The following is a 22,743-nucleotide window of genomic DNA, read 5'->3' as shown; positions in this document are numbered from 1 at the left end:
CGATGGTGGTGCAGGACGGTCAGTCGTGGGTCAGGCTCGCCCGTACCTGCTGTGCGGCCCGCTCGCCGGACGCGGCAGCGTCGGCAAGGGAGGGCATGTCGAGCTGGTAGTCGCCAGCCAGGTGGACGGGGCCGAGGGGTTCGCGGAGGGTCGGCAGGGTTGCGCGGCCGCCGGGGGCCCAGAACGGCACGACGCGGGGATGTCGGCGGAGGATGCCGTCCTCGAGCTTGCCCTCCAGCTCGGGATACACCTTGATGAGGTCCGCGGTGAAGCGGGCGACGATCTCCTCGTCGGTCAGCTCCATCAGCCTGTCGGCCTCGGCGCCCCCGGCGAAGCAGGCCAGCGCCCCACCGGGCTTGCGGACCGGACCACGACGCAGGGCCGCAGCATGGTTGAACACGGCCTGAAACGAGTGTCCGGGCGTCGACACCGCGAGGTAGTCGTCCCACCGCTGGGTGCCCTCCTCGTGGGTGAAGAACCCGACGACCACGTAGCGGCCGTAGTGGATGGCCTCGAAGGCGGCTCGGTACGACGCGGGCAGACCCGGCATGATCTTCACCGCGACGTCGGCCGGTACCGCGACGATCGCGCGGCGGGCCTTGATGCGGGCCGGTCCGTCGGCGTCGTGGTAGTCGACGACGACCCCGTCCGCGGTCCACTCGAGCGCGTTGACCGGCGAGCCGAGCCGGAGCCGGTCGCCGAGGTCCTCGGTGAGGATGTCGGTCAGCGTCTGGTTGCCGCCCTCGGGGAGCGTCAGGTTGTCCACCTTCTCGGGGTCGGTGAGCAGGATGCCCATGGAGAAGACGAACTGCGTTGCGGCGGTCTCCTCCGGCTCACAGCCCATCCACTGCCCGGACCAGGAACGGACCATGTCGCGAGCGAGCTCGGACTTCACACCGCGCAGGACGAAGTCCGCGCGCCGGTCGTCCAGCTTGGCCCGGACGCGCCTGGCCCACCGATTGTCCTCGTTCATCTCGAGGAAGGGGACGTTGGCCAGGATGCGCGTTCCGACTGCGGCCAGGCCGAAGCGGTCCCGCCACGTCATCTTCGACCGGAACATCAGGGCGAACGGGTTCGAGGTGTCGACCTGCTTTCCGCCCAGCGACAGAGCGACCGACTTCCCCTCCAGCGTTCCGAGGTGGACCCCGTGACGGTGGAGCGCGTCGATCAATGGGCCGGTTCCCTCGGTGAACTGGGTGCCGACGTTGATCCAGTAGTCGCCCTTGCGCACAGTGTCGACGCGGCCGCCGGCGCGGTCGTTTGCCTCGAGCACGACGACGTCACGCTCGGCGAGGGTGGTCGCGGCCATCAGACCGGCCATGCCGGCGCCGACGACGACGACCTCGCAGCTCTCCTCACGGGTCTCGGTGCTGGTGGATGCACTCACGGTTGATCAGCTCGCCTTCGTGACGGGAGTGGTGAGGTCGATGCGGCCGAGCGCCGCGGAGATGGAGGCGACGAGCCGCTCGGTCGCCTGGCGGCAGCTCGGGCTGACCGCGGTGTAGGAGATGTACCCGTGCACCTGGCCGGCCTCGCGGGTCACCTCGACGGGCACGCCGGCCTCGAGCAACGCGGAAGCGTACGCCGTGCCGTCGTCGTGGAGCGGGTCGAAGCCCGCCACGTTGACGATCGCGGGGGGCAGCCCGGCCAGCGAGCTCGCGCGCAAGGGGGAGACCAGCGGGTCGCTACGGTCGGTGCCGTCAGGCAGGTAGTTGTTCACGAACCAGGCGATCTGCTTGGCCGACAGTGCGGGGGAGTCGGCGAACTCGCCCTGCGAGGGGCGGTGCTCCACGAGGTCCGTGACCGGCTGGATGAGGACCTGCAGCATCGGTTGGACCGCCTCACCGCGCACCTGCTGGGACAGGACCGCGGCGATGTTGCCGCCCGCGCTCTCGCCGGCGACCACGATGCGGCGGGGGTCGACCCCCCACTCCGCAGCGCGCGCGGCGACGTACCTCCACGCGGTGAGGGCGTCGTCCTGGGCCGCGGGGAACGGGTGATCGGGGGCGAGCCGGTAGCCCACGGAGACGACGTCGGCGCCGGTCCCGTGGGCGAGCATCCGCACCGGGGCGGTGTAGCTCACCCGACTACCGATGACGAAGCCGCCACCGTGGAAGAAGAGGATCAGCCCGCGCGAGGGCGTGCCGTTGCTGTAGCGGGTGAGCTGGACCTCGGACGAGACCTCGATCTCCTCCTCGACGGCGCAGGGCTCGACCCGGGCCGCGAAGAGGGCAAGGTCCTGCTCGGTGGTCGCCCGTGCCTCCTCGGGTGGCAGGTCGCTGTAGTCGGGACCCGACGCGCCGAGCTTCATCAGCAGCGCGACATCCGGAGCCATGGTGTCGCCGGCGCTGTTGACCGGCGGCTTCGCCAGCAGCCGCTGCAGGCGCGCCGGCAGGCGGCTCAGCAGGACCAGCAGGGTCCGCTGCAGGCGCTGGGCGACCGTGAATCGTGGCTCGCTCATGATGCTGCCTCCACACCGGCCAGGTGCTGGGCCTTGGCGGCTCGCTTCGCGAACTGGATGTCGTCGTGGATGAGTCGTCCCTTGAAGAGCCGGTTGTCCCTGACGAACGTCGTGTGCATCTGCCACGGCAGGCCGGTGCCCTGGCGCGGGAGCTCCGCCCTCGCGCGCTCCATGTAGCCGGCCGAGAGATCGAACAGGTCCGTTGTGGGCATGCCCTCCGGAGCGACGGGCAGTGCCGTGTCGTGACCGTTGCGGTCCATCTCGCGGATCACGTCGGCGACGAGGCGGGTGACGTTGCGGATGCGCAGGGTCCAGGTCGCCTTCGTGAAGCCGAGCATCATGGCCCAGTTGGGGACGCCGGAGATCAGAGCGCCGCGGTAGAGCACCGAGTCGGCGACGTTGACCGGGGACCCGTCCACGGTCGGCTTGATGCCGCCGAGCATCTGCATGACGAGGCCGGTGGCGGTGACGATGAGGTCGGCCTCGAGGTGCTGGCCGGACTTCAGCAGGATGCCGTCCTTGGTGAACCGCTCGATCTGGTCGGTCACGACGTCGGCGCTTCCCTCACGGATCGCTTGGAAGAAGTCGCCGTCGGGCGTGGCGCACAGGCGCTGGTCCCACGGGTTGTACGGCGGCGAGAAGTGGGTGTCGACGTCGAAGCCCTTGGGCAGCTCCTTGGCGGTCATGCTGCGCACGAGCCAGCGACCGAACCTCGGGAACCGGCTCATGACCGTCACGAGGAAGTGGTCGCGCCAGATGTTCTTGCGGCGCGTCAGGGCGTAACCCCGGTCGATGCCGAAGACCTTCATGAGCGCCTGGGCGACCTTGTCCACCCGGGGGATGGATGCGATGTAGCTCGGGGTCCGCTGCAGCATGGTGACGTGGGCCGCCGCGCTGTCGCCCTTGAGCATCGCGGGAAGCATGGTCACGGCGGTCGCGCCGCTGCCGATGATCACGACGCGCTTGCCGCTGTAGTCGTAGTCCTCGGGCCAGTGCTGCGGGTGCAGGATGTCGCCCTGAAAGTCCTCCCGCCCCTCGAACCGCGGCTCGTAGCCCTGGTCGTACCGGTAGTAGCCGGTGCTGCTGAAGACGAAACTGGTTTGAATGGTCTTGCGGGTCACGTTGCCGGCCTCGTCGGTCGCGGTGACCTGCAGGGTCCACTGCGCGTTCTCGCTGTTCCAGTCGGCAGCGGTGACCCGGTGTCGCAGGCGCAGGATCTCGCCGAGGCCGAACTCGGTCATGGTCTCGTGCAGGTAGTCCATGATCAGGTGGCCCTCGGCGATCGCGTCCTCGTGCAACCACGGCTTGAACTCAAAGCCGTAGTGGTGCACGGCGTCATCGGACCGGATGCCCGGGTACTTGAACAGGTCCCAGGTGCCGCCGATCGAGGCTCGGGCCTCGAGAAGCTGGAGCTTCTTGTCGGGGAATTCGTCCTTCAGGTACTTCGCGGCGCCGATGCCCGAGAGCCCGGCGCCGATGACGACGATGTCGGCGGTCTCGGTGGTCGTCTCGTGCTTCATCGCTGCATCCTTCGAGTTAGTCATCTGATTGGGTCGGTTGACTAAGTGTGTGGCAGTGATCACCCGCCGTCAAGAGCCGATTCGGACTGCGTGCTGGGTGGACGGATCGGGGCGTGGTGGTTGACAAGGCGTGCTTCGCGCTCCACCATCATGGTCAAGCGATCGAGTCATATGACTAAGAAACGATCGATGGCGTACCAGCCGGAGGACAGCAATGACCGAGAGCACGACGATCGAGGCGCCGTCCCCGCGCCTCGAGATGACCCGCATCCTTGTCGAGGACGACGCCACCCCGGTGGTGCGCCTCATCGGGCGCACCCTGCGCGACGCGGCGGCAGTCGCACGCGACGGCGGCGACGACCTGGTGGCCGGGTTGCTCGGCACCGTGGCGGTCCGCTCGCACGACACCCCGCAGGCGGCCACGGTCACGCTCGCCGGCGACGTGGTCGAGGTGACGAGCGGGGTCTTCGGAGAGCCGGCTGCATCCGTCGTGGTCGACCTCAACGCCCGGTTCGGGCCCACCGAGGAGCCGACGGGGGACGCGGGGCTGGCGGCCGCGCTGCTCCGCGCGCTCCGGCTCCCCATGGCCCCGTGGCGGGATGCGGCCGCTCGGTTCTGGGAGGTCGCGCGCGGCATCCCGGGCATCCCGGACGTCCTGGTCGTCGAGGCGCTCGGGGCGAACGGTGTCGAGCGCGGTCGATTCGGCGAGGGCGCGACGACCTACGGGATCGCCGGACCGGCCGACCTCCTCGCCGGCGTCTTCAGCGGCGCCGACGACCTCCTCACCTCCCTGGGCGCGGGGGTGCAGGTCCAGGGCACCCTCGCACAGCTGTCCGTGATGACCGCCGCCTCGTGGAAGGTCCGCTTCGATGTCTGACACCACCACCGCCCGGCGGGCCGTCCGCCTCGAGGCCACGAACCACGAGGGCAGTCTCCTCGGCAAGAACGTGTCGTCCGCGAAGTTCGAGGCCGGCAAGGAGACCGGCTTCGCGTTCGCCGACATCCTGTTCGCGATCGACCTCAACAACGAGATCGTGCTCGGTGACGCCTTCCCCGACTGGCGGGGCAACCTCTACGACATCCAGATGATCCCCGACCTCACGACCCTGGTGGAATGGAAGCCGGGCCTGGACTCGGTGATCGGTGACTACTGGCTGAAGGACGGCACCCCCGTGCCGATCTGCCCGCGCAACCTGGTGCGGCGGCTCGTGGCGCGCCTCGCCGACGACGGGTACGACGCACCGGTCGCCGTCGAGATCGAGGCGACCCTGTTCGAGGAGTCCGTCCAGGAAGCCCGCTCGCGCGGGTACCGCGACCTCACGCCCCTCGGCGGCAGCACCGGGGCGACGTACCACCTCGCGCGCTCGGGCGACTGGATCGCCTACATGGAGGCGGTCGTCGAGCGGCTCGACCGGGTCGGCATAGCGTGGGAGGCCTGGACCGACGAGGCGGCGCCGGGACAGACCGAGCTGAACCTCGCCCCGACCGACCCGGTCCGGCTCGGCGACAACTGGGCTCGCACCCGGCAGGTCATGCGCGAGGTCGCCCACGAGCTGGGCCACACGGTCTCCTTCATGGCTAAGCCCACTGCGGGCTTCGGTCAGGGCGCGCACATCAACGTCTCGCTCCAGAGCGACGGTGTGAACCGCTTCTTCGCCGAGGACGGACCGTCCGACCTGATGCGAAACGCCGTGGGCGGCCTGCTCGCGACGATGGAGGGCAACACCTCGATCGCATTCCCCCAGATCACCTCGTACCGGCGGTTGGTGGACCTGACCGGGCCGCCGACCACGGTCAGCTGGGGAGTCAACAACAAGACCGCCGCGGTGCGGGCGATCACCGGCCACCCGAAGTACTCGCGGCTCGAGTACCGGCTGCCCGGCGCCGACGTGAACCCTTATCTGGCCCTGGCGGGCGTGCTCGCGGGCGTGCTCGCGGGCATCGAGCAGCGGATCGAGCCGCCCGCCGAGGTCACCGACATGGCGTGGTGCCTGCCCGACAGCCGCGGCGTGCCACGGATCCCCGACACCATGTCCAAGGCCGGCGCCGCTCTGGACGCCGACCCGCTCCTGCGCGAGTACCTCGGCGACGAGTTCGTGGACTTCTGGGTCGCGTCCCGCCGGTGGGAGTGGATGGAGTTCCACACCAAGGGCGGCGACCCGTTCGCCGAGCTCTCCGCGTGGGAGTCCCAGCGCTACTTCGAGTTCCCGTGAGGCCGCGCACGACGGCCGACCGGCGGCCGTTGATCGGCATCACCGGTCGTCGGTTCCGGCTGTCCCTGATCGAGGGCTCCGACGAGCGGTACGGCGACCGGTGCATCGACACGTCGATGTCGGACTTCGCGACGCGGGTCGCCGAGGCCGGCGGCCTCCCGGTGCACGTGTCCTACGACACCGACCCGGAGGGCGTCTGCGCCTGGCTCGCCGGAGTCGTGATCACCGGGGGGCAGGACGTGCACCCGGCGTACTGGGGTGGCGACACCTCCGTGGTCCGGGGCATCGACCCGAGGACCGACCCGATGGTGCACGACCCCGAGCGCGACGAGTACGAGCTCGCCCTCGTCCGGGCAGCCCTGGAGCGGGAGATCCCCGTATTGGGTGTGTGCCGCGGGATGCAGGTCCTCAACGTCGCCCTCGGCGGCACGCTCGTCCCCGACCTCGCACCCGGGTCCGTGAGCCACCTGTCAGCCGACACGGCGCCCACCGACGGCACCGTCGACCACCTCGTCTCGTTCGAGACCGGCTCCGTCGCTGCTGGCCTGTTCGACGGCGACGTGGTGACCAACTCCTGGCACCACCAGGCCGTCGACCAGTGCGGCGCGGGAGTGGTCGTCACCGGCCGCACCGCGGACGGCGTCGTGGAGGCGATCGAGGTGCCCGGTCGCCCTGTCCTCGGCGTGCAGTGGCACCCGGAGTGGATGAAGAGCACCGACCCGACGCTCACATGGGTCGTCAGCGAAGCGGCCCGACTGCTGCAGAGGAGTGAGTTGTGAACACGCAGCTGACCGACCTGACCCGCGGCCCCGCCGTCGCGTCCGAGCAGATGGCGGACGAGCCCTCGGTCCCGACGCTGACCGCGCTGCTCGCACAGCGCGCCCGGGACGCGGGTGACCGTGAGTTCCTGCGCTTCGGCGAGTGGTCCTGGTCGTTCGCCGAGATCGATGCCTGGACCTCTCGCCTGGCCCACCGGATGCTCGAGGTGGACGGTGTCCGCGCGGGGGACCGCATCGCCATCATGCTGCCGAACGTCGTGCACTGGCCCGTGGTCTGGCTGGCTGCGCTCAAGGCCGGGGCGGTCGCCGTACCCGTCAACTGCGGCTACCAGCGCGCCGACCTCGCCTTCGTCCTGCGCGACTCGGGGGCCCGGGCCGTCTTCACCGACAGCGAGCGCGCCGGTCTGGTCAACGAGGTGCTGGCGGGTGAGAGCGGGCTCGCCGCCGTACGTGTCATCGACGTGGCAGACGACGGCTCGGAGCCCTTCCCGGACACGCCACCCGTCCTGGACGCGGCGACCGACAGCCTCGCGAACCTCCAGTACACGTCGGGCACGACGGGTTTCCCCAAGGCCTGCATGCTCACCCACGGCTACTGGGTCCGCCTCGGTTGGATCTGCGCCGCGGCCACCGGGCTCGGCGGCGACGACGTCCTGCTGACGTCGCAGCCGTTCTCCTACATGGACCCGCAGTGGAACACGGCACTCTCGCTCACGGTGGCGGCACCACTGGTGGTGCTGCCGCGGTTCTCCGCGTCGACGTTCATGGCAGACGTACGTCGCCACCGGGCGACCTTCTTCTACGTGCTCGGGTCGATGCCGACGCTGCTCTTCAAGCAGCCGCCGTCACCGGACGACCGCGACAACGACCTCCGCATGGTGTTCTGCTCGGGCATCCCGACCGCTTTGCACGCCGGCCTCGAGGAGCGCTGGGGTGCGCCGTGGCGGGAGGTCTACGGCATGACCGAGTCGGGGATCGACCTGTTCAGTCCCTTCGACGACCCCACGGTCGTGGGCAGCGGGAGCCTCGGCGGCCCCGTGCCCACCAAGCAGGTCCGAGTTGCCGACCCTGCCAGGCCAGGGGAGGAGGTGGCGCCCGGCGAACCGGGCGAGCTGACCATCGCGGGAGTCCCGATGATGAGCGGCTACTGGAACCGCCCGGAGGCCACGGCCGACGCCCTGCGCGACGGGTGGCTGCACACGGGCGACCTCGTGGTCCGCCGTACCGACGGCGGCATCCAGCTGGTCGGCCGCATCAAGGACATGGTGCGGCGTGGCGGCGAGAACGTCGCCTGTGCCGAGGTCGAGGCAGCCCTCGAGCGAGACGACCGGGTGGTGGCGGCGGCCGTCGTCGCCGTACCGGACGGGGTGCTCGGCGAGGAGGTCAAGGCCTTCGTCCAGCTCAGGGAGGACGTGGCTGCCGACCGGGACACCGCGCAGCAGCTGCTGGAGAGTGCCGGCGCGCAGCTCGCCCGGTTCAAGGTGCCGAGGTACGTCGAGTTCGTCGCGGACTTCCCGCGGACGCCCTCCGAGCGGGTGTCGAAACCCGCCCTCAAGGCGCGGGCGGCCGAACAGCCCGGCACCACCTACGACTTCGCCCGACCCAGGAGCTGATCATGACCGCACCTACCAGCACCGAGCACGTCGACGTCGCCCTCGTGCGCGACGTCGCCGTGCTCACGCTCGACCGTCCCGAGAAGCTCAACGCCCTCACCGTCGCCATGCGGCGGCGCCTGGCGGCGCAGGTACGCGAGCTCGGCACGGGCCACTCCGTTCGTGGCATCGTCCTCACCGGCCGCGGCCGCGCCTTCTCCGCCGGCGAGGACCTGCAGCACGCCCCGACCACCGAGGCCGAGGTCCATGAGGCGTTCGAGAGCTTCCACGACGTCACCCGCGCCATCCTGCAGACCCGGGTCCCCGTGGTTGCGGCGGTCAATGGCCTCGCCGTCGGCGGCGCCTCGGAGATCACGCTCTGCTGCGACGCCCGGATCGGCACCCCGGCATCCGAGTACTTCCAGCCGGAGAACGCTCGCGGTCTCACCATCTCCAACGCGACGAGCCTGCTACTGCGTCGGCTCGTCGGCAACCACGCCATGCGGATGGTGCTCGGGTCGGAACGCATCGCGTCCGCCGAGGCACTGCGGATCGGCCTGCTCGACGAGGTCGTCGAGCCCGAACGACTCGTCGAGCACGCCGTCGACACGGTGCACGGGTGGACCCCCGCGGGGAGCACCACAGCGCTCCACCTTGCGCTGTTGCGGCCCGAGGTCGCGCAGGTCGAGGCGGCCTTCGAGCGCGAGGACCACGCCGCCCACGAGGCGTGGGCGAGCGGACTGCTCACCGCCGGCGTCGCCGGCTTCTGGAACACGAGGGAGACCACCCCATGATCACCACCCGAGCCGCCGTGCTCAACGAGGTCGGCGCACCGCTCGAGCTCACCGAGATCCGGGTCGACCACCCGGAACCGCACGAGGTGCGGGTCGCGGTGAGCAACGTCGGACTGTGCCACAGCGACCTTCACTACATGACGGGCACCGTGCCGACCGACCTCCCTGTCGTCGTCGGGCACGAGGTGGCCGGCGTGGTCGAGTCGGTCGGCTCGGCCGTGACCTCGCTGCGCCCGGGCGACCGCGTCACGGGCGCCCTCACGCCTCCGTGCGGCGGGTGCGTGAACTGCGATGCCGGGCGGTCCACGCAGTGCCTGCGGCTGGACGAGGTACGCCGTCGGCAGCGGCCCGCGTTCGAGACCCTCGACGGCCGCCCCGTTGAGCGGCTCGCTGCCATCGGCGCCTTCTCCCAGCACATCCTGCTGCGGGAGAACGCGCTCGTGCGCTTGCCCGACGACGTACCCCTGCACGTGGGCTGCCTGCTCTCCTGCTGCGTCGTCACCGGCGTCGGCGCCGTGTTCCGTGGCGCGCAGGTGCGACCCGGCAGCACCGTCGCCGTCATCGGCTGCGGCGGCGTCGGCTCGGCGATCATCCAGGGCGCGCGGCTCGCGGGCGCCTCGGCGATCGTCGCCATCGACCTCGACGACGACCGGCTCAAGGCGGCCCGGCAGTACGGCGCCACCCACGCCTTCAACGGTGGCGACGGGGACCCGGTGGCAGAAGTGCGTGCGCTGCTCGGAGACGGGGTCGACTACGCCTTCGAGGCCGTCGGCTCCGCCCGCACGGCACAGACGGCGCTGGCTCTCGTGCGGTCGACCGGCACGGCCTGCCTCGTCGGCATCGCGCCGATGGGCACCGACCTCACCGTGCCCGCCCTGGACTTCTTCTTCTCGGAGAAGCGGCTCATCGGGTCCTACATGGGCTCGGGCCAGGCCCGCGAGGACATCGCCCAATTCGCGCGGCTCTATCAGCAAGGCCGGCTGCTGCTCGACGAGATGGTGACCCGAGTGCTGCCGTTCGAGGAGATCAACGAGGGCTTCGAGCAGATGAAGTCCGGCGACGTGACGCGCATCGTCGTCGACCTCCAGTCCTGAACCGCAACCGTCCCCCGAGGTGAATTTCATGAGCCACGACACCCCCTTCCCGCAGCCGGTGAACTTCATCGCCGACGAGTGGACCGAGTGCGCCATCGTCGACAACGCGTGGAACCTCGATCCCAACACGCGCACGCCCGTCCACCGCAGCGTGGGCACCACGCCTGACGACCTCGAGCGGGCTCTGCGCCACGCCGAGCGCTCGTATGACGTCGCGTCCTGGGACGAGGAGGAGCGGCAGGAGCGCGCCGCCGTGCTCGACAGCGTGGCCGACCTGCTCGAGGCCCGGTCGGAGGAGATCGCGCGTGTCGACGCGCTCACGAGCGGTACGCCGATCGGCGTGACCCGCCTGGTAGCGGCCTTCCTGCCCCACCGGATCCGGTCCACCGCGGCGGACCTGCGCGCGATCCCACGGATCACGGCACTGGAGGCGGGCGGTCGCGACGTGCGCCTCTACAAGGTGCCGTGGGGACCCGCTGCGATCCTCACCCCGTGGAACGGGCCGAGCTTCATCCCGGCCGCGAAGGTGGTCAGCGCCGTCGCCGCCGGCTGTCCCGTCATCCTGAAGCCGTCGGAGCACGCGCCCGCCAGTGCGCAGGTCGTCGTCGAGTGCTTCGTCGAGGCGGGACTGCCGGCCGGCGCACTCCAGCTGGTGCACGGGGCAGGCGACGTCGGCGCACGGTTGACGACCGACCCGCGGGTCAAGATCGTCTCCTTCACCGGCGGACCCGCGGCGGGGCGTGCCATCGCGCGCGCTGCTGCGGAGGACTTCAAGGTGCTGCAGCTCGAGCTGGGCGGCAACAACCCCGTCGTCGTGCTCGACGACGCAGATGTCGACGTCACCGCTGACGGCATCCTCGACGGGATGACCAAGCTCAATGGTCAGTGGTGCGAGGGGCCGGGCAAGGTGCTGGCGCCGCGGGGCCTGGTCGGTTCCCTGACCGAAGCGTTGACCGAGCGGATCTCGAAGCTCGTCGTGGGCCACTCCCTGGACGAGGACAGCCAGGTCGGGCCGATCTCCAACGGCCCGCACTTCCAGACCCTGCAGGCAAGGATCGAGGGGTTGCGCGGCCTGGGGGCGGAGATCCGCCAGCCGGCGACGATGCCCGACCTCAGCGGGTTCTTCCTCTCGCCGACCGTCGCCGTGGGCGCCGACGCTGCGAGGGCGACCGCCGAGCTGTTCGGCCCGGTGGTCTCGCTGCACCCGGTGGACTCCGCCGAGGAGGCCGTGCGGATCGCGAACGCCGACCCGTCGGGTCTCGACGCCTATGTGTTCGGCACCGACACCGATCGTGCGATCGAGATCGGCTCCCGGATCGTGGCGGGCGAGGTGAGGGTCAACGGGGCGAAGGTCGCCGACCTAGGGGAGGACTCGGCGCAGGGCTTCTGGGGACCGGCCGGTATCGGCGGTCACGGCCCGGCTGAGTCGGTGCGGGTGTTCTGCGGCGATCGGGTCGTGGGCGTGGATTCAAGCGAGCTGCCGCTCTGACCGCACTCGGGTCGCGGCCGACGATCAGGCCCGGGACGTGCGTGCGCGCCGTGCGGGCTTGGCCTTGGTGGCTGCGACTCGGCGCGCGAGCCAGGCGTCGAGCACGGAGCTGTTGATCTCCATCTGTCCGCGGGCCACCGTGGTGTCGCCGTAGGTGAGCCAGTTGACCGCGAACCCGTCGGCGAGCGTCGCCACGACGTAGGCGACCTCGTCGATGACTTCAGGCGCGACAGGGTCGGCCGCTGCCGCCTCTTGAAGCGCCTTGCGCAGCGCGTCGAACGCCTGGTCGTAGACGGCGATGCCACGACCGCCGTGCTGTCGTCGCGCCCAGCTCACGAGCTCGAAGGTCGCAGCCGTGAAGCTGGGCGAGTCGAGGTAGCACTCCATGACGCCGCGCAGGATCCCCTGAGCCGCCTCCGGCAGCGTGGTGTGCGGGTCGTTGCCCTCGATGACCTCGCGGTACTTGCCGGTCACGAACTCGTAGACATCTGCGAAGAGGTCCTCTTTCGAGTCGTAGCAATAGTGCAGCATCGCCACGTTCGCCTTGGCCTGCTCGGCGATCCGGCGTGTGGTCGCGCCGTCGATCCCGTGGGCGGCGATCACCTCGACGGCCGCAGCGATGAAGTCGCGGCGTCGTTGGGCGACGGGGACCCGTGTCATCAGACCTCCAGGCAAGTGGGCGAGCGCCAGTTGGGCGCTTGATTTAGTCAGACGCAGCCTAGCAGGGACCCCTGTCGAGCGGGGATCGAGAAAACTTGGTCAAACATCTTGGTCAAACATCTTGATCGCGTGACCAACTTCGACATAGCGTATGAGCCGGATCACACGGAGTCGCCGAGAAGGAGGAGGAGCTCGCGCCATGTCAGAAGGACTCGCTACGTGTCTCCCGCTCCTCGCGTTCATGCTCACGCCGCTCTGGATCCCGCTCGCTGTCGCGCTGGTCGGCGCGGTCTTCGACCTCTTCTCGTCCCACGGAATGCCGCGCCGCGCCGCGCGACCGGCAACGCAACGACAGGAAACGGAAACCTCATGACAGAGATTCGCCAGCAGGCCCCGTCGGGCCGCAGAGACACGGCTCGCCCCGCGTCGAGGAAAGCGGTGCTCGTCGGGATCGGCGCGCTCCTGGTCGTCCTGACCAATGCCGTGATCTTCATCCTGCCGCCCCTGTTGCCGGTCATCCAGGCGCAGTACGGCCTCGCCACGGTCGCGGAGACGACGTGGCTCTACACGGTGCTGACCCTGGGCGGTGGAGCGGGATTCATCCTCCTGCCCCGCTTGGCGGACCTGTACGGCGACCGGAACTCGAACGCCGCGGCGGCGGCGTTCCTCACGGTCGGCGCGCTCGTGCCCGCGGTGGGGGACTCCTACCCGGCCTTGCTGGTCGGCTGCTCCCTCATGGGCTTCGGCGGCGCGGCCCAGGTGCTTCCCCTCGGGTTCCTGCGCCGCGGTCTGGGGGAGGGTGGGATCACGGTCGCGGTCGCGGTCCTGGTCATCGGCACGGGCGTCGGCATCGTCGCCGGCATGATCGGCGGCGGGCTGATCGTGCAGAGCCTGTCGCTGCAGACCTTCTTCGTCGTCCTGACCGCGATCGGTGCCGTGACCACCTTCGCTTCATACCTGCTGATCCCGCACGCGCCGCCCGCCGCGCGGGCGGGCCGCATCGGCGTTCTCGGCACGATGTGGATGATCGCGTGGGTCGCGGCGATCCTGCTGACGCTGACCCAGGGACTGGTCTGGGGCAACGCCGCGCTGATCCCGCTGGTGCTCGGCGTGGTCGGCGGCATCGCCTGGGTCCGGGTCGAGCGCAGGTCGTCCACGGCCGTCTTCGACCTCACGCTGATGAAGGCCCCTCTCGTCACCGCCTCGTGCATCTGCATCGCCTTGTTCGCGGCCGTGAACTCGGCCTTCCTGCTCCTCCTCAGCACCTACGCGCAGATCATCCCGGAGGCGCTGCGGCCGGTGGACTCCTACGGCCTGGGTCTCAGTGCGCTCGAGACCGGCTGGCTCATGCTGCCCTTCGCGGTGACGTTCGTCGTGGGTGGAGCCATCGCCGACCGACCGGTCAACAACGGCCGCGCGGTGCCGGTCTTCGTGAGCGGGGCGATCATCAGCGCCGTTGGACTGGGCTGGCTCGCCGTCGCGCACGACCAGGAGTGGCACTACCTCGTGGGCGCCGCGGTCATCGGCCTCGGATGCAGCATCGGCTATGCGGCCGGCTTCACGGTCGTGCAGCTGGCGGTGCCCGAGGAGAAGGCGGGGATGGCGACCGGGGTGGCCGGTACCTTCCTTGCCGTCGGTTTCGCGTTCGGCACCGCCCTCGTCAGCGCCGACCTCAGCGCGTCGCTGGTCCCCGTGCCCGGCACGACGCTGGAGGTTGCCGCCGAGAGCCTGTACGGCGTCGGTTACTGGATCTCGGGCGCGCTCGCTCTGGCGGTGGTGCTGACCGTCTTTGTGTCGACCTCCCGCACCCGCCGTCGTACCGGCCGCATCGCGGCCTGATGGACCAGCCGCGACTCCTGTCGCTCATGCAAAGGAAATGACATGAAAGAAGATATCTACGGCCTGACCTTCCTGGTCGCCGACCTGATCATGATCGTGTGCGGCTACTGGGCCGGGTGGCGATTCATCAAGCAGTACCGCAACTACCTGCTCGGTATCGAGTGGTTCATCGTCGCGACCTCCGGCGTGAACTTCCTGATCTGGGGTCTCCGCTTCGCAGATGATCCCCATGGTGGCGAGACCAGTCCGCAGTACGCTTTCGCGTTCTTCCTCGACGCCTTCTCGCGGTCGATCGGCATCACGCTGCTGCTGGTGGTCGGCCTGATGGCCGTGACGCACCGCTACAAGGCGAGCCTCGCCGTCGAGATCGGCATCTTCGTCCTGGCGATCGGCAGCGGTCTCTTCCTGGCCCAGTCCAAGTATCGCGATCACGTCGACGACGACGGCGAGTTCATCCTCCACCAGGGTCCGGCCACGTTCTACCTGGTGGCGAACCTGCTGACACTGGTCTTCCTGGTGTACTTCGTGAAGCGGCTGTGGGACATCGGGGCCACCCGCGTCGCGGTCGCAACGCTGGCGGTCAGCCTCGCGGCGACGGTCATCGCGCTGTCCTACGACTTCTTCCCGCTGCCTGATTCGGTCGATCCCCTCCAGGACCGCGCGCTCTTCTACACCGCCGCACTCACCGTGTGGGGTCTGCAGCTGCTCACCTACCTGTTCGCCTACCGCGCCCTCCACAACCACAACGTGGCGACCGGCGTCGAGCCGGCCCCTGCCGCCCCGAAGGTGATGCAGGCATGAGGACCGACCAGGTCGAGTACCTCTCGTTCAGCGGATGGGCCGATCCACCGACGGACGTCCGGCCCACGCTGGGCGGCGACCTCACGTGCCGGGTCGCCGTCATCGGCGGCGGCATCAACGGCATGTCCACCGCCCTGCGACTCGCGCAGCGCGGTCAGGACGTCGTGCTACTCGAAGCCGAGTTCTGCGGACACGGGTCGAGCTCGCGCAACGCGGGTCAGCTGGCGGGTGCGCCAGGCGGGGACCTGCAGCTTCTCAACCTGCTCTCCCGCAAGAAGATGCCCGGGATGATGCGGCTGGCCGAGAACGCAGCACACCACGTCGAGGAGCTCATCGCCAAGCACGGCATCGATTGCGACTATGAGGCAACGGGAAACGCGTTCGCCGCCGTCTCGCGCGGGCAGATGGGGCGCGTGCGCCGAGTGGCGAAGATCGTCAGCCGCGCCGGCGGAAACGTCCAGGTGGGCACGGCCGAGGAGCTCGGGATCCCGCGCGGGTTCGTGGGCGGCATGCGCGAGGTCGTCGGAGGACGGATGAACCCGGGCAAGTTCAGCCTCGGCATGCGTGACGTGCTGCTCAGGTCCGCGGCGAGGGTCTTCGAGCAGACGAAGGTCACCGACGTCGTGCGCGAAGGCCGGCAGGTCATCGTCACCACGCCGCACGGGCGGGTGCGGGCGGACCGGGTGGTGCTCGCGACCAACGCATTCGCCGGAGAGTGGGACATCACGCCGCGGCACCTCTCCGTGCCGATCTACGTGATCGAGGTGGAGACCGAGCCCATCGACCCCGCGCGCATCGCCGCACTCGGGTGGACGAGCGGCATGGGCCTGGTGACCCAGCACGCGATCATGGAGAACTATCGACTCACGCCACGCAACACGATCGTCTTCGGCGTGCGCCGGTTGGAACGGGGCCCCAGCTATCCACTCCCGGCGAAGACCCCTGATCCGTCGCTCGTCGAGGAGTTGGCAGGCGCGTTCGACCGGCGGTTCCCGTCGCTGGCGGATGTTGCGCTGGAGCGGGCATGGGGCGGGTGGATCGCGATCACGTCCTCGTGGCTGCCGATCGCCGGCCAGCTCGGAGACAACATCCACTACTCGATCGCCTGCAACGGGCACGGGCTGGCCCAGGCGCCGTACGTCGGGTCGCTCATCGCCGACGCCATCGTCGACGGGGAGCGGCACGAGGACCTGCAGACCCTGTGGCAGGAGAAGCCCAAGTTCCCGCGGCCGGTGATGATGGGCCGCGCCGGGCTGCGGACCATCTGGGCCGTCGACCGCTTCAACGACAGGATCAACGGCAGCAGGCGCAATGCCCGCCGGGGAGTGAACGACGCTCCCGCGCCACTTCGGGCCGAGACGCCTGGCCGCACTTAGACCGGCGCGGGAACCTCGATCTGTCCCAGCAGCTCCTCGACCGCTGACCGGTCTCCCTCGAGGGTGGCGGTGCCACTGGCCAGCGCCTCGTCCAGCGTCTCGCGCCGCCACATCAGCGACTCCAGACCGTCTGAGGTCGTCCGCAGGGACGCAGCCGGGCTCGCGGGTCGCCCCCGCGTGACCTGGAGCTGTCCGTCGACCACGCGGACGGCGTAGGGCAGGTCGCTCAGGACCAGCTCTACCTCGAGCTCGACCGCCGTGTCCGGGGGGCTGAACAGCGTCTTCATCGCGAGCATCGCCGAGTCGGGTCCGACGGGTAGGTCGTCGGGCAACGTCGGGGAGCTCGCGCCCCACTCGCCCAGAGCGATGAGCACCGCCTCCAGCCGGCCTCCCCACGGGGTGAGCTCGTAGACCTGGGAGGCGGCCGGCGGGGGAAGCGTGTCGCGGCGCACAACGCCGATCTCTTCGAGCTCGCGCAGTCGCTGCGCCAGCACGCTCGGGGTCACCTTGGGGAGCGCTGCGGCCAGGTCGCTGAAGCGCTTCGGGCCCAGCACCAGCTCGCGCACGACCAGCAACGCCCAGCGCTCGCCCACGAGGTCCAGCGCGTGCGCGATGCCGCATCCGTCGCCGTACGTCCGCTTCGTGGCCATGCCCAGATCCTAGCGGTCGCTCGAAATATCCAACGGGCAGGTATGTCGGAGGGAGGTACTACTATGTTTTTCCTACCAACCGAAGGAGTGCTGATGTCCACCTCTCTGTCCACGTCCCCCGCCTACCCACCGCCCAGCCGTCGAGCCTGGGTGCTCGCCCTCGCGTCGATCGCCTCGCTGATGGTGTCGCTCGACACCCTCGTCGTCTCGACCGCACTGAGCACGATCCAGGCCGATTTCGGCGCGACGCTGGTCGAGCTCGAGTGGACGGTCAACGCCTACAACCTGACGCTGGCGGTGACGCTGATGCCGGCGGCCGCGCTCGGCGACCGTTTCGGCCGGCGCCGGCTCTTCGGATTCGGCCTCGGCCTCTTCGTGCTCGCCTCCGCCGCGTGTGCTGTGGTGCCCGACGCGTCATCCCTGATCGCGGCGCGGGCGGTCCAGGGCATCGGCGCCGGCGCGGTGCTGGCGCTGGCGCTCGCGCTGGTGAGTGCGGCGTACGCGCCGGACAAGCGTGGCGGAGCCATCGGGATCCTCGAGGGCATCACCGGCGTCGCGGTGGCGCTCGGTCCGGTCGTCGGCGGCGCCATCGCAGGAGGAGTCGCCTGGGAGTGGATCTTCTGGATGAACGTCCCCATCGGCGTCCTCGCGATCCCGTTCGTCTGGGCTCGCATCGACGAGTCCCGCGGTGACGACGCGAGCGTCGACGTCGCCGGTGTCGCCCTGGTGACGCTCGGCTCGCTGGGCGTGGTGTGGGCCCTGGTCCGTGGGAACGGCGCGGGCTGGGACAGCGTCGAGGTGACTGGATCCCTCGTCCTCGGTCTGGTGGCGCTCGGCGCGTTCGTCGCCTGGGAGCTGCGCGCGAGCGACCCCATGCTCCCGATGCCGTTCTTCCGGAACCGGCTGTTCGCGGTCGGCAACGCGGCGACCTTCTTCATGTTCGCCTCCCTGTTCGGGGCGGTCTTCTTCCTCGCGCAGTTCCTCCAGGTCGGCCAGGGGAGTGGTCCCCTCGAGGCGGGGGTCAAGCTGCTCCCGTGGACGGCGACCCTCTTCTTCGTCGCCCCGGTCGCCGGCGCCCTGACCGACAAGTACGGCGGCAAGGCGCTCCTGGTCGGCGGCCTGCTGATGCAGGCGGTGGGCATGGGCTGGTTCGCGCTGATCGCCTCGCCGGAGGTGGCGTACGGCGCCCTGGTGCCGCCGTTGATCGTCGCCGGCTGTGGCGTGTCGATGGCGATGGCGCCCGCGCAGAGCTCGGTGATGGCATCGGTCTCAGCGGTGGGCAAGGCCGCGGGAGCGAACAGCATGCTGCGCGAGCTCGGCGGTGTGTTCGGCATCGCCGTGCTCGTCGCCGTCTTCGCCGCGACCGGCAGCTACGCCTCACCCGACACGTTCGTCGACGGCTTCGGACCGGCGCTGGCGACCACCGCGGGCCTCTCGCTGGCCGGGGCGATCTGCGGCCTGTGGCTGCCGCGTGGGGTGTTCCCGCATCCGGCCGCCGACGAGGTGGCGGGCGCGCAGCTCAGCGGTGTCGCCGGGCCCGCCACGCGCTGACGGTCGCGGTCGCGGCCACCGGCGTCCAGATCGCTCGCTCGACCGGGGAGCGCGACGCGGCGTTGGCCAGCGTGCCGAGACCCATGAAGACGCTGAGCGCCGTGTAGGCCGTACGGCGGACGTCCGGGGTACCACTGCCGCGCACTGCGAGGACCGCGGTGGTGCCGTAAGCGACGCTGGCCGCGCCACTGATCATGCGCAGGTGGCGCGGCAAGGTCCCGTCGTGGGTGCCGCCGTACGCCGCGCGGCCCCACGGAGCGCCGGCCGCCAGCGCGGCCTGGAAGATCCCGAGACCAGCAAGCACGGTGGCCGTCGTCAGCTCAGGGCGGGTGGCGGTCACCGTGCGAGCGTACGTCGGGCGATCCGGCCGGATCGGTCAGCGGCGCACCCGGTAGCGCAGGTGGAGCACCCTGTTCCCCTGGACCACCACGTCGGGGTCCTCCAGCAGGTGCTGCGCATCGACGGAGCCGAAGTAGCGCTTGCCGGCGCCGAGCACGACCGGCGCGACGTCCATGCGCACCTCGTCGACGAGTCCGGCCGCGAGCAGCTGCCCGCCGACGTCACCGGCAGCGACCTCGACGACGCGGTCGCCCGCGAGCTCCCGCGCCTTGTCCACCGCTGCCTCGATGCCGTCGACGAAGTGGAACTGCGACCTGGCCTCCCAGCCCGCGGGCCTGCCGCGGTGGGTCACCACGACCACGTGGTCGATGCCGCTCGGCGGCGTACCGTCCCAGCCGTCGGTGATGTCGAAGACGTGACGACCAGCGATGGTCACCCCGATCTCGTCCCAGTACGGCCGGACGTGGTCGTACGAGGCCTGGGACACCTTGAGCACCCCACTGTCGTCCAGCGGCACGTCACCGCTGACCAGCCACTCGAAGATCGGACCCGGATCGTCGTTCTCGGCGGCGATGAAGCCGTCCACCGAGACCGACGCGTTCATGACCACTCTTCCCATGGGCTCCTCCTCTGTCGGGAGCCCCGAGTCTGGCCTGGCGTGGGCCGCCTCTCTTGTACGAAATCAATCGGCCGGCAACGGCCAGCCCTCCAGGGCGTGCTCGGGATGATCGCGCAGGAATCGCCGGCGGACCTCGACGTACCTCGTCGGCGTGAGACCACTGAACTCGCGGAACTCGCGGGCGAAGTGCGCCTGGTCGAAGTAGCCCGCGTCCGCCGCGACCTCACCCCAGTCGATCGGCGCAGCGACGTCGATCGCCAGCGTGGTAAGGGTGAACCGATAGCTGCGGGCGAGCCGCTTCGGCGTCACGCCCACCACGTCCTTGAACCGCTGAGCCAAGTAGGTGCTGCTGACACGCGCGGCCGCGCCGAGCCCGCCGATCGCCACGGTTCCGCCGGACGTGGCGATGGCGCTGCCCGCTCGGCGGACCACCTCCAGCCCGGGTACGTCGCGATGTCGTCGCAGCAGCTCCGCCTCGAGCAGCGTCAGCATCTCGTCGGGCGTCTCCGCCGAGGTCATCCGCTCGCGCAGCCCCGCTGCCGCGGACTTTCCCCAGACCTGCGCCACCGTCGCCGGCCGGTCGCACAGCTCTGCTGCGGGCACCGGCAGGAAGGGCGCGAGACCCCACGGCTTGAAGTGCACGCCGACCGACCGGGTCCACGACGGGTAGCCGAACTCCCAGGCGCGGGTGGGCGTGGCGACCACGCAGCCGTCCGCATACTGGGCCGCATCGTCGGCCGAGCCTCCCCGGACCTGGAACGGCGCACCGAGGTTGACGATCAGCAACGGCGCGGGCGCCGCCGGCAGCAGCAGCCGGGAGTACGGCGGCTCGCCAGCCAGGTAGTAGATGTCGTCGATGAGCCCGTCCAGGGGTGGCCGAGGCACTCTCGACACGTACTCCATGCGCACATCATCGCCGACAGAAGAACGCCCCCTGGCGCTGGGAGACGTCGAAGGTCTTCGCAGGCCAGGGCCGCCTCAGGCACCTGTCAGGTGGCCGTCAGGCCACGCGGGATCAGTCGTACTCGACGCAGCGGCCGTTGGGGGGCCTTGGTGCCCTTCATGATGGTTGCCAGGCTCGCGCCACCAATTCGCGTTCGCGGGGGGCTTGCCGCGCCGGGCGTCGACGACGCCAGATGACGTGCAACAGCGCCAGCACGATGGTGATCGCGGGCGCGGTGAGCAGTGCCCCGACCAGCGCCTCGGCGCTGGTGAACGGCAAGTCGTAGATCGACCAGAGCAGTACGACGCCCGGGACGCCGGCCAGAAGTCCGACGACCATCGAGCGCCATTCCTCGGCGCCGACCGACGCGTGTTCGGCGCCCGCCAGGCGCGTCAGCGCAACCGCAAGGGCAGCGAGCCATCCGGCGAGGCTGCAGCCGGCCACGCGCTCCAGTCCGTCCAGCTCAGCTCCGGCACGGGCGACCAGTACGACCGTTGCGACCAGGGCTGAGGTCCCGGCGATGATCGTGGCGACGCGACCGGACCACGGGCGGACGTCCGGGTGACGACGTGCCGCAACCGGCATGGTCCGGGCCGCGAGGAAGGCGCCGAATGGTGCCCAGGTCGCGAGGATCGCCGCACCAGCGAGATTCGTCTCGAGCTGGGTCGAGTCCGGCCACGTGTTGCCGAGGATCAGGTAGCCGACCCGGAGCAGCGGCGCGGTGAGCAACATCGAGAACGCCAGAGCCATGAGGGGCTGGTGCATCGTGATCTGCCGCTTCCTCGCGGCGGCGATGCCCAGTGCCGTCGAGGCGAAAGCCCCGATGCCGAGCGCCCACAGCTGCACGTAGAAAGCTGGGCCGTCGAAGGTGTCCTCTGGTCCGGCCGACAGCAGGTAGAGGAACGAGCCGACCGCGGTGGTCAACACCAATCCGCCCGCGACCCGGCCGACGTTTCGGTGCCGGCCGAGGTCGCGCCGGAAGCGTGCGGAGAACTGGGCGGCGAACAGCATGATCGCGATGCCGCCGGCAGTGGTGTGGAACAGCAGCGTCAGCCGGTTCGCTTCGTAGGTCGCTTCCTGCTGGCCGTGCACGGAGCTGGCGCCGTACGCCTCGTCGTGGTCGACGATCGCGGCGTAGGTGTGATCCCACAGCCCGGGGCTGTCTGGATTGAACAGCCGCCACGTGTACTCGATCGCCATCGGGCCGTACAGCAAGCACAGCGCGGCGATCGCAGCCCATGCGACGAAACTCCAGCGAGTCGATTTCATCGGGTCTCCATAACGGTCGTTATGTAGGATCGTACCGACTCGAGCGGTCGGAGGTGGGAATCGTGAGTGACCTCACGCCCGACGCCATGCCCGGACGACTCATCGCCGCCGCAGCGGGCTTGATCGCTGCCAGTGGCGCCGGCAGCCTGAGTGCTCGTCGGGTCGCCGCCGCGGCCGGCACCTCGACGATGGCCGTGTACACGCACTTCGGGTCGATGGGCGCCCTGGTGCGGGCCGTCGTGGCTGGCGGCTTCGACGCGCTGGAGGCCGCGTTCGTTTCGGACGTCGAGACGGACGACCCCGTGGCGGACGTTGCCCGGCAGTCGGCCGCCTATGTGCACTTCGCCCGAGAGAACCGCGATCTGTATGCGGTCATGTTCGGCATCGCGGCGCTCGGCGAATTCCGGCCGACCAGCCCCGAGGAGCTGGGCGTCGGGCGACGCCAGACTCTCGACCGGGTGACCAGCAATCTGGGCCGAGCCGCAGCGGCCGGACGCATCGGCGCAGCGCGCGGAGATGCTCCGACCTTCCGCTGGTGGACTGTCGTGCACGGCTATGCGCTCCTGGAATCATCCGGCCACATTGCTCCCGACCGCGGCCCGAAGAGCGTCCTCGCGCCCCTGTTGTGCGACTTCTTCGTCGGCGAGGGCGACGGCCGCGCCCGGGCGCTGGATTCGGTAACCGGCGGGCTGGCCTCCCTCACCTGACGGCCATGGCGGAAGTGCCCGCTCACTGCTGCACCTCACGTGCTCCC

Annotated in this window: 21 protein-coding genes; 12 read left to right on the top strand and 9 right to left on the bottom strand. The window is 70.1% G+C overall.

Annotated elements, in window-relative coordinates; all coding sequences use genetic code 11:
* Positions 1-19: 19 nt before the first annotated feature.
* From HNR19_RS12340 to HNR19_RS12330, 3 genes are read right to left on the bottom strand one after another with little or no spacing between them, the layout of a single operon-like run.
* Positions 20-1,387, bottom strand: a complete 1,368-nt coding sequence (locus HNR19_RS12340; protein WP_218910231.1) for an FAD-dependent oxidoreductase — start codon at positions 1,385-1,387, stop codon at positions 20-22.
* A gap of 6 nt (positions 1,388-1,393) precedes the next feature.
* Positions 1,394-2,461, bottom strand: coding sequence for an alpha/beta hydrolase (locus HNR19_RS12335; protein ID WP_179668192.1), 1,068 nt, complete (start codon positions 2,459-2,461; stop codon positions 1,394-1,396).
* On the bottom strand, positions 2,458-3,981 hold the full coding sequence (locus tag HNR19_RS12330) for a flavin-containing monooxygenase (protein ID WP_179668191.1): 1,524 nt from the start codon (positions 3,979-3,981) through the stop codon (positions 2,458-2,460). Before HNR19_RS12330 ends, HNR19_RS12335 begins: the two co-directional genes overlap by 4 nt.
* A 214-nt stretch (positions 3,982-4,195) precedes the next feature.
* Between HNR19_RS12330 and HNR19_RS12325 the strand changes: the two genes are divergently transcribed.
* From HNR19_RS12325 to HNR19_RS12295, 7 genes are read left to right on the top strand one after another with little or no spacing between them, the layout of a single operon-like run.
* Positions 4,196-4,858 carry a hypothetical protein gene (locus HNR19_RS12325; RefSeq protein ID WP_179668190.1) on the top strand — a complete coding sequence of 221 codons (663 nt, stop codon included), beginning with the start codon at positions 4,196-4,198 and terminating at the stop codon, positions 4,856-4,858.
* Positions 4,851-6,194, top strand: coding sequence for a glutamine synthetase family protein (locus HNR19_RS12320; RefSeq protein ID WP_179668189.1), 1,344 nt, complete (start codon positions 4,851-4,853; stop codon positions 6,192-6,194). Before HNR19_RS12325 ends, HNR19_RS12320 begins: the two co-directional genes overlap by 8 nt.
* Positions 6,191-6,973, top strand: a complete 783-nt coding sequence (locus tag HNR19_RS12315; protein WP_218910230.1) for a gamma-glutamyl-gamma-aminobutyrate hydrolase family protein — start codon at positions 6,191-6,193, stop codon at positions 6,971-6,973. The genes HNR19_RS12320 and HNR19_RS12315 overlap by 4 nt, the downstream gene beginning before the upstream one ends.
* A complete protein-coding gene (locus HNR19_RS12310) occupies positions 6,970-8,586 on the top strand; it encodes an AMP-binding protein (protein WP_218910229.1) in 1,617 nt (538 codons plus the stop codon). Before HNR19_RS12315 ends, HNR19_RS12310 begins: the two co-directional genes overlap by 4 nt.
* A 2-nt stretch (positions 8,587-8,588) precedes the next feature.
* On the top strand, positions 8,589-9,359 hold the full coding sequence (locus tag HNR19_RS12305) for an enoyl-CoA hydratase/isomerase family protein (protein ID WP_179668188.1): 771 nt from the start codon (positions 8,589-8,591) through the stop codon (positions 9,357-9,359).
* Positions 9,356-10,453 carry a Zn-dependent alcohol dehydrogenase gene (locus HNR19_RS12300; protein WP_179668187.1) on the top strand — a complete coding sequence of 366 codons (1,098 nt, stop codon included), beginning with the start codon at positions 9,356-9,358 and terminating at the stop codon, positions 10,451-10,453. Before HNR19_RS12305 ends, HNR19_RS12300 begins: the two co-directional genes overlap by 4 nt.
* A 28-nt stretch (positions 10,454-10,481) precedes the next feature.
* Positions 10,482-11,942, top strand: a complete 1,461-nt coding sequence (locus HNR19_RS12295; RefSeq protein WP_179668186.1) for an aldehyde dehydrogenase family protein — start codon at positions 10,482-10,484, stop codon at positions 11,940-11,942.
* Between the two features lie 24 nt (positions 11,943-11,966).
* Here HNR19_RS12295 and HNR19_RS12290 read toward each other — a convergent pair whose 3' ends face one another.
* Entirely contained in the window at positions 11,967-12,602 is a 636-nt protein-coding gene (locus HNR19_RS12290; protein ID WP_179668185.1) for a TetR/AcrR family transcriptional regulator, read from the bottom strand.
* A gap of 438 nt (positions 12,603-13,040) precedes the next feature.
* Between HNR19_RS12290 and HNR19_RS12285 the strand changes: the two genes are divergently transcribed.
* The 3 genes from HNR19_RS12285 to HNR19_RS12275 are packed head-to-tail and all read left to right on the top strand — an operon-like array spanning position 13,041 to position 16,618.
* The gene (locus HNR19_RS12285) at positions 13,041-14,441 is read left to right on the top strand and encodes an MFS transporter (RefSeq protein ID WP_218910228.1); all 1,401 of its coding nucleotides are present in this window, start codon (positions 13,041-13,043) and stop codon (positions 14,439-14,441) included.
* 42 nt (positions 14,442-14,483) lie between these two features.
* The gene (locus HNR19_RS12280) at positions 14,484-15,242 is read left to right on the top strand and encodes a transporter (protein ID WP_179668183.1); all 759 of its coding nucleotides are present in this window, start codon (positions 14,484-14,486) and stop codon (positions 15,240-15,242) included.
* Positions 15,239-16,618: an NAD(P)/FAD-dependent oxidoreductase gene (locus HNR19_RS12275; protein WP_179668182.1), complete on the top strand. Its 1,380-nt coding sequence runs from the start codon at positions 15,239-15,241 to the stop codon at positions 16,616-16,618. Before HNR19_RS12280 ends, HNR19_RS12275 begins: the two co-directional genes overlap by 4 nt.
* On the opposite strand, the gene HNR19_RS12270 is transcribed toward HNR19_RS12275, so the two are convergent.
* Positions 16,615-17,268, bottom strand: a complete 654-nt coding sequence (locus HNR19_RS12270) for a winged helix-turn-helix transcriptional regulator (protein ID WP_179668181.1) — start codon at positions 17,266-17,268, stop codon at positions 16,615-16,617. The two genes, HNR19_RS12275 and HNR19_RS12270, sit on opposite strands and share 4 nt — an antisense overlap.
* 93 nt (positions 17,269-17,361) lie before the next feature.
* Here HNR19_RS12270 and HNR19_RS12265 point away from each other — a divergent pair, with 93 nt between their 5' ends.
* A complete protein-coding gene (locus tag HNR19_RS12265; RefSeq protein WP_179668180.1) occupies positions 17,362-18,819 on the top strand; it encodes a DHA2 family efflux MFS transporter permease subunit in 1,458 nt (485 codons plus the stop codon).
* On the opposite strand, the gene HNR19_RS12260 is transcribed toward HNR19_RS12265, so the two are convergent.
* The 4 genes from HNR19_RS12260 to HNR19_RS12245 form a co-directional block, all read right to left on the bottom strand.
* Positions 18,788-19,159, bottom strand: coding sequence for a hypothetical protein (locus HNR19_RS12260; protein ID WP_179668179.1), 372 nt, complete (start codon positions 19,157-19,159; stop codon positions 18,788-18,790). The genes HNR19_RS12265 and HNR19_RS12260 overlap by 32 nt on opposite strands.
* A 36-nt stretch (positions 19,160-19,195) precedes the next feature.
* On the bottom strand, positions 19,196-19,777 hold the full coding sequence (locus HNR19_RS12255; RefSeq protein ID WP_179668178.1) for a dihydrofolate reductase family protein: 582 nt from the start codon (positions 19,775-19,777) through the stop codon (positions 19,196-19,198).
* A 63-nt stretch (positions 19,778-19,840) separates the two neighbouring features.
* Positions 19,841-20,662, bottom strand: coding sequence for a helix-turn-helix domain-containing protein (locus tag HNR19_RS12250; RefSeq protein WP_343047170.1), 822 nt, complete (start codon positions 20,660-20,662; stop codon positions 19,841-19,843).
* A 175-nt stretch (positions 20,663-20,837) separates the two neighbouring features.
* On the bottom strand, positions 20,838-21,989 hold the full coding sequence (locus HNR19_RS12245; protein ID WP_179668176.1) for a DUF2306 domain-containing protein: 1,152 nt from the start codon (positions 21,987-21,989) through the stop codon (positions 20,838-20,840).
* 62 nt (positions 21,990-22,051) lie between these two features.
* On the opposite strand from HNR19_RS12245, the gene HNR19_RS12240 reads away from it, so the two are divergent.
* Positions 22,052-22,696 (top strand): WHG domain-containing protein, encoded by a 645-nt coding sequence (locus tag HNR19_RS12240; protein ID WP_179668175.1) that lies wholly within the window; start codon positions 22,052-22,054, stop codon positions 22,694-22,696.
* The last annotated feature ends 47 nt before the right edge of the window (positions 22,697-22,743 follow it).

Source organism: Nocardioides thalensis, assembly GCF_013410655.1.
GTDB lineage: Bacteria > Actinomycetota > Actinomycetes > Propionibacteriales > Nocardioidaceae > Nocardioides > Nocardioides thalensis.
The sequence above is the reverse complement of the archived record's forward strand: the minus strand, read 5'-3'. Positions and strand labels throughout refer to the sequence as shown.

Coding starts and splice junctions, on each gene's coding strand:
- HNR19_RS12335 (WP_179668192.1), bottom strand. CDS start 2,461: ATGAGCGAGCCACGATTCACGGTCGCCCAGCGCCTGCAGCGGACCCTG.
- HNR19_RS12330 (WP_179668191.1), bottom strand. CDS start 3,981: ATGAAGCACGAGACGACCACCGAGACCGCCGACATCGTCGTCATCGGC.
- HNR19_RS12325 (WP_179668190.1), top strand. CDS start 4,196: ATGACCGAGAGCACGACGATCGAGGCGCCGTCCCCGCGCCTCGAGATG.
- HNR19_RS12320 (WP_179668189.1), top strand. CDS start 4,851: ATGTCTGACACCACCACCGCCCGGCGGGCCGTCCGCCTCGAGGCCACG.
- HNR19_RS12305 (WP_179668188.1), top strand. CDS start 8,589: ATGACCGCACCTACCAGCACCGAGCACGTCGACGTCGCCCTCGTGCGC.
- HNR19_RS12300 (WP_179668187.1), top strand. CDS start 9,356: ATGATCACCACCCGAGCCGCCGTGCTCAACGAGGTCGGCGCACCGCTC.
- HNR19_RS12295 (WP_179668186.1), top strand. CDS start 10,482: ATGAGCCACGACACCCCCTTCCCGCAGCCGGTGAACTTCATCGCCGAC.
- HNR19_RS12290 (WP_179668185.1), bottom strand. CDS start 12,602: ATGACACGGGTCCCCGTCGCCCAACGACGCCGCGACTTCATCGCTGCG.
- HNR19_RS12280 (WP_179668183.1), top strand. CDS start 14,484: ATGAAAGAAGATATCTACGGCCTGACCTTCCTGGTCGCCGACCTGATC.
- HNR19_RS12275 (WP_179668182.1), top strand. CDS start 15,239: ATGAGGACCGACCAGGTCGAGTACCTCTCGTTCAGCGGATGGGCCGAT.
- HNR19_RS12270 (WP_179668181.1), bottom strand. CDS start 17,268: ATGGCCACGAAGCGGACGTACGGCGACGGATGCGGCATCGCGCACGCG.
- HNR19_RS12265 (WP_179668180.1), top strand. CDS start 17,362: ATGTCCACCTCTCTGTCCACGTCCCCCGCCTACCCACCGCCCAGCCGT.
- HNR19_RS12255 (WP_179668178.1), bottom strand. CDS start 19,777: ATGGGAAGAGTGGTCATGAACGCGTCGGTCTCGGTGGACGGCTTCATC.
- HNR19_RS12245 (WP_179668176.1), bottom strand. CDS start 21,989: ATGAAATCGACTCGCTGGAGTTTCGTCGCATGGGCTGCGATCGCCGCG.